The sequence below is a fragment of the Streptomyces sp. BR123 genome (genome assembly GCF_013401435.1).
In the GTDB taxonomy this organism is placed as follows: Bacteria; Actinomycetota; Actinomycetes; order Streptomycetales; family Streptomycetaceae; genus Streptomyces.
In genome coordinates this window covers 1-4,389 of the sequence record NZ_JACBGN010000431.1, presented here as the reverse complement: position 1 = coordinate 4,389, position 4,389 = coordinate 1, and the positions used below count along the sequence as shown (strand labels likewise).

Below are 4,389 nucleotides of genomic sequence, written 5' to 3'. Positions count from 1 at the left end.
GTGGGGGCGGGGGCGGCGGGCGGCGGCCCCGCCGAGGTGCGTTCATGACCCGGCGGCCTGAGGATGGGGGCAACCAAGCAGGTCACTGCAATGGAGGCACCGATGGGAACTGAATCGGACCAGCAGCCCCAGGCCGGATCCCGGCCGGTGAGGCTCAACACCGGCGGGGAAGGCGCGTACGACCCCGAGGACCTCGTCATGGCGACGGGCGCCGACCCGACTCCGGAGCGGGTCGAAAAGGCCCGGAAGCTGATCGAGAAGGAGGGCAAGGCGGTCATCGAGCGCTTCCTCCCCTGACGGAGCCCGTACGAAGGCTGCGGTCGGCCCCGGGCGCCCTCCGCCCGGGGCCTCACGTTGCCCTTGGCCTGGCCGGCCCCCGACACCGGGAGCCGGGTGCCGGCCGACGGTGGCTGGTGGCGCAGTGCCCCGCGCCCCTGGGCCCCGGGTCCTCGCACGGCAGGTCGGGGCAGTGCTGTGGTCCTCGGGGCGGGACGACGACGCCGTTGGTCGGGTGTCGGCCGGTCGTGGCCGGTCGCGCAGGCGCCCCCATCCAGGCAGGGGCGCGGCAGCACCGCGGTCTCCCGGTCGGAAACCGGGGTCCGATCAGCCAACGTGGGCCGGCACGCGGCCACCGGCGTTGCGTCATGGGTGTGACGGACCGTGTCCGGACGCGCTGAAGGATCGTTAAGCCGACCGGGGGTCGTTACTCGGAGGCAGCATGCAGACGATCACCGTCGACTGGGACCACCCCGCCGACCCCGCGCCGGAACTCGCCCGGCACCACGTACGCGACTACGTGCACACGGGCGGCATCGACGGCCACCTCTGGCACGGGGTCCCCACCCTCCTGATCACCACCCTGGACCGCGCCACCGGCCGCACCCACCGCACGCCGCTGATCTACGCCGAGGACGGGGACCGCCTCGTCGTCGTGGCGGCCGGCTGGGGCGCCCGGCGGCACCCGGCCTGGTACCGGAACCTGACCTCGCACGCGGAGGTCAGGGTCCAGGTGGGTCCGGTGGTCCGCCCCGCCTCGGCCCGCCGGGCGACGGCCGAGGAGCGCGAGGTGTACTGGCCGGCCCTGGCGGCCCTGTGGCCCGCGTTCGACGACTACCAGGAGCACACCGACCGCGTGATCCCCCTGGTCATCCTGGACCCGGTCCCCGGCCCCCGGCACTAGCCCCCACCGGCCGCCCGGGCCCGGTCTCGGGTCCACGCCACCACGCCCACGAGCACGGCCACCGCCACCGCGTACACGGGCAGCCACAGGGTCGTGGCGGCCGCGAGGCAGTCGGCGACGGCCTCGCGGCTCCGGTCCTGCCGGGCGAAGGCCAGGGCGCGGGGTCGCTGCCGGCCGGGCCGCCCAGCGCGGCCTCCGACTGGAGGGCCGCGTACCGGCCCGCCAGGGCGCAGCTGCCGCGCGTACCCGGCATCGGGAACAGCCGGGCCCGGCGCTGCAGCTCGGGGACGAGCGCGATCGCCACGCACAGACCGGCGACCAGCGCGTACGCGACCAGGCTGCGCGGCGCCCCGCCCGGATGGACCCCGGCCGCCGCCCGCCCGCGGAGGCTAGTCGGCGGCGGGCCGCGGGGCGCGCCACATCGCCCAGACCCGGGGGCCGCCGCCCGGCAGCTCCATCTCGGCGACCACGGCGAAGCCGAAGTGCTCGTAGAACGGGATGTTCTCCGGCTTGGAGGACTCCAGGGCGACGGGCATGCCCTCCGCGTCGGCCTTGGCCAGGCCGGAGCGGAGCAGCGCGGCCCCGTGGCCCTGGCCCTGGGCGGCCGGGTCGGCTCCGACGACGGCCAGGTACCAGTGGGGGTCCTTGGGCGGGGCGGCGGCGGCCGCCTCGACGGCTTCGCGGAAGAGGGAGGCCCGGTCGCCGAGGATGCCCTGGAGCTCCTCGACGGTCTCCGCGTCGGGGACGGCCTTGTCGAGGGCGTGCGGCGGCACCCAGAATGCGGCGGCCGCGTCGGTGAGCTCGCAGACGCCGTGGCGGCCGTACTGGCGGGTGAAGAGGGTGGCGAAGTAGCGGCGCATCCCGTCCTCGCGGGAGGCGTCGTCGGGGAAGAACCAGCGCATCATCGGGTCGTCGCCGAAGGCACGGGCGAGGGTGGTGCTGACGGTTGACGCATCGTCGGGCGTAGCCGCCCGCGGGGTGTTCGCATTCGACATACCGGTCATTCTGCACGCGATGATCTTGGGCACGCGCACGGGGGTCCCCACCCCACCGGAGCCGACATTTCCGCTTGGGCGGCCAGTTGGCCGCCCCTTGGGTCCCCTTCCCGTTCGCGCCCATTTCAGCCAAGCGTTCGAGTCGCTGCATGCGGATGGGACGTCATGTGCCTACCGTGGCCACTGCGACAGCCGCTTTGTGTCAACTGTCGGCACAGGCGCCACGAGTGCCGGGGGCCTTCAAATGCATCACACACAAATTCCCGTGGGACGCGCCCGCATCAGCGAGGCGGCCACCGTCGCCGTCGCCCTCCTCACCCTCTCGGCATGCTGCGGTGCACCGCAGGCGGACGGGCCGTGCCAGTGAAGACGGTGACAGTCGCGGGTCAGGAGGACGCGTCGGCGCGGGCACGCTGAGCGCACTCCGCAGAGCAGAAAAGAGCAAACATGATCCAGATGGTGTGGCACGAGGTCCGGGGAAAGCTGTCGTCCCACCCCGTGACGTGGCTGCTGCTGTCCATCGTGACTGCAGTGCTCATGACCGCGGCGCTCCTGGTCGGGGCGTTGGCCGGATGGGGAGGTCTCGACATCGGCGAGACCTGCGGCGATTCCTTCGACGAGGCGTTCCGGGCCGAGCACCTCAACGATCCACCGTTCCCCTTGCACAACTGGTGCAACTCCGAGCACGACCTCGTCCCCTCCTGGGTCAACCCGACCGTTACGGGCCTGGCCGCAGTGTCCGCAGCCTGCCTGGTCATGTCCGCCGTGCTCGGCATGACCCGTGCCAACCGCAAGAGAAAACGGAAAGAGCAGACGGTATGAGCACGTGGGCGCGGCCCGGAAGATCCAGGAACGATGGGACGGGACGACACCCCGGGGCCAGGGAGGGGGCGCGGTCGAGGCGTTCGGGCCGCCCCCGCGTCGGACTGCGGCGGCCTTCACACGCCGAACCCCGACCGTCGCCCTGCCGCACCGAAGCCGAGGCCGTCACCGGACACCGTCCGCCGGCGGCCTCGGCCATGGCTCCAGTGCCGATATGCCGCTGGACCTGACCGAGCTGTCGGCGGGGGTCCAGCGGTAGGCGTCAGCCGAGGACGACCGCGCAGGAGGGCACGTAGTGGGCGCAGCGGGAGGCCTTCTCGTAGTCGATCGTCCAGGGGTGCCGCTTGACGTGCTTGAGCACGACCTCACCCGTGGCCTTGCCGAAGATCCCGTCGACCACCAGCTCCTGGGTGGCCCAGTTGCGGTTGGAGTGGCGCTGGAGTTCCCCGACTCCGCGCTCGGTCCGGGGCCCGAACTTGCCGTCCTCCACGAGGTGCAGGTTGAGGTGGTTGTTCACGAAGAACTGCACGCATTGGACCGATCGGCCGTCGTTGGGGTAGCCGTAGCCGACGTCCGGGATTCCGGGGTCCGCGTGGGCCGCCGCCGCGCCGAGCGCCAGGTTGACTGCTGCGGCCAGGGCCACCGTGGCGCGTCGGAGCATGCGCGCGCGTCTCATCGAACCTCTTTTCGTGTGCATGCAAGACGCGGATTGGCGCGATTCCGGCGGCTTGGCCTGAACCGACTTGACACGCCCACGAGTTGATCAGGAGCCGCCCGGCAATGCCGGAGGTCACTACACCCAGGACACCCCGGGGCCGTCCGCCGAGACGGTGCCGTCCTCCTCGATGGATTCGACGTCCGGCATGGACTCCAGGGATTCCAGCTGGTCCGGGTCGAGGCGGGCGGCGAAGCCGTTCAGGGTGTCGCGGTAGACGTGGAGCGGGTGGACGCCGTCGACCCGGCTCGCGACGTCGGCCGGGTCGAGCGCCCGGTCGACGGTGACGATGTACGTGGGCCAGTCGGCCGGGTCCTCGCGGACCTCGCGGACTTCGCGGACCTCGCGGGTTGCGGGGTCCGCCGGGGCGCCGGCGGCGGTGGAGGTGGCGGGCAGGGCGACTACGGCGGCCAGGGCGGCGGCGAACGCCGCCGGGAGGGCACGCCCGAGGCTGGTGCGCATGGTGCGAGGCGATCACGCCCGCCCGGCCCGGGTCAACGACGTCCGGCGGCGCGGCGGCGGCCTCCGGGAGCACGCCCCGGAGTGCGCCCCCGGGCGGCGGCACCGGCCGTACGGGTGGATTCACCCGACGCACCGGGCTCCCGGGAGCCGAGAGCAACGCCCGCCCCAGGGGAGGGGAATCGTTTCGCCAGTCGGCGCGCCCCCGCTCCCCCGCC

6 protein-coding genes are annotated in these 4,389 nt (G+C 73.2%); 3 read left to right on the top strand and 3 right to left on the bottom strand.

Going from position 1 to position 4,389, the window contains the following annotated elements; all coding sequences use genetic code 11:
* The first annotated feature begins 102 nt into the window (after positions 1 to 102).
* Complete coding sequence (locus HYE82_RS34360; RefSeq protein WP_179178143.1) at positions 103 to 297, top strand: hypothetical protein; 195 nt, start codon at positions 103 to 105, stop codon at positions 295 to 297.
* Positions 298 to 718: 421 nt separating this feature from the next.
* A complete protein-coding gene (locus HYE82_RS34355) occupies positions 719 to 1,180 on the top strand; it encodes a nitroreductase family deazaflavin-dependent oxidoreductase (protein WP_179178142.1) in 462 nt (153 codons plus the stop codon).
* A 389-nt stretch (positions 1,181 to 1,569) separates the two neighbouring features.
* On the opposite strand, the gene HYE82_RS34350 is transcribed toward HYE82_RS34355, so the two are convergent.
* Positions 1,570 to 2,184, bottom strand: coding sequence for a GNAT family N-acetyltransferase (locus HYE82_RS34350; protein WP_179178141.1), 615 nt, complete (start codon positions 2,182 to 2,184; stop codon positions 1,570 to 1,572).
* A 438-nt stretch (positions 2,185 to 2,622) separates the two neighbouring features.
* Between HYE82_RS34350 and HYE82_RS34345 the strand changes: the two genes are divergently transcribed.
* A complete protein-coding gene (locus HYE82_RS34345; RefSeq protein WP_179178140.1) occupies positions 2,623 to 2,997 on the top strand; it encodes a hypothetical protein in 375 nt (124 codons plus the stop codon).
* Positions 2,998 to 3,259: 262 nt separating this feature from the next.
* On the opposite strand, the gene HYE82_RS34340 is transcribed toward HYE82_RS34345, so the two are convergent.
* The gene (locus HYE82_RS34340) at positions 3,260 to 3,673 is read right to left on the bottom strand and encodes a peptidoglycan-binding protein (RefSeq protein ID WP_179178139.1); all 414 of its coding nucleotides are present in this window, start codon (positions 3,671 to 3,673) and stop codon (positions 3,260 to 3,262) included.
* A 117-nt stretch (positions 3,674 to 3,790) separates the two neighbouring features.
* Positions 3,791 to 4,174, bottom strand: a complete 384-nt coding sequence (locus tag HYE82_RS34335) for a protease inhibitor I9 family protein (protein WP_179178138.1) — start codon at positions 4,172 to 4,174, stop codon at positions 3,791 to 3,793.
* Positions 4,175 to 4,389: the final 215 nt, after the last annotated feature.

Excerpts from the sequence above, each read along its gene's own strand:
- HYE82_RS34360 (WP_179178143.1), top strand. The coding sequence starts at position 103 with ATGGGAACTGAATCGGACCAGCAGCCCCAGGCCGGATCCCGGCCGGTG.
- HYE82_RS34355 (WP_179178142.1), top strand. The coding sequence starts at position 719 with ATGCAGACGATCACCGTCGACTGGGACCACCCCGCCGACCCCGCGCCG.
- HYE82_RS34350 (WP_179178141.1), bottom strand. The coding sequence starts at position 2,184 with ATGACCGGTATGTCGAATGCGAACACCCCGCGGGCGGCTACGCCCGAC.
- HYE82_RS34345 (WP_179178140.1), top strand. The coding sequence starts at position 2,623 with ATGATCCAGATGGTGTGGCACGAGGTCCGGGGAAAGCTGTCGTCCCAC.
- HYE82_RS34340 (WP_179178139.1), bottom strand. The coding sequence starts at position 3,673 with ATGAGACGCGCGCGCATGCTCCGACGCGCCACGGTGGCCCTGGCCGCA.
- HYE82_RS34335 (WP_179178138.1), bottom strand. The coding sequence starts at position 4,174 with ATGCGCACCAGCCTCGGGCGTGCCCTCCCGGCGGCGTTCGCCGCCGCC.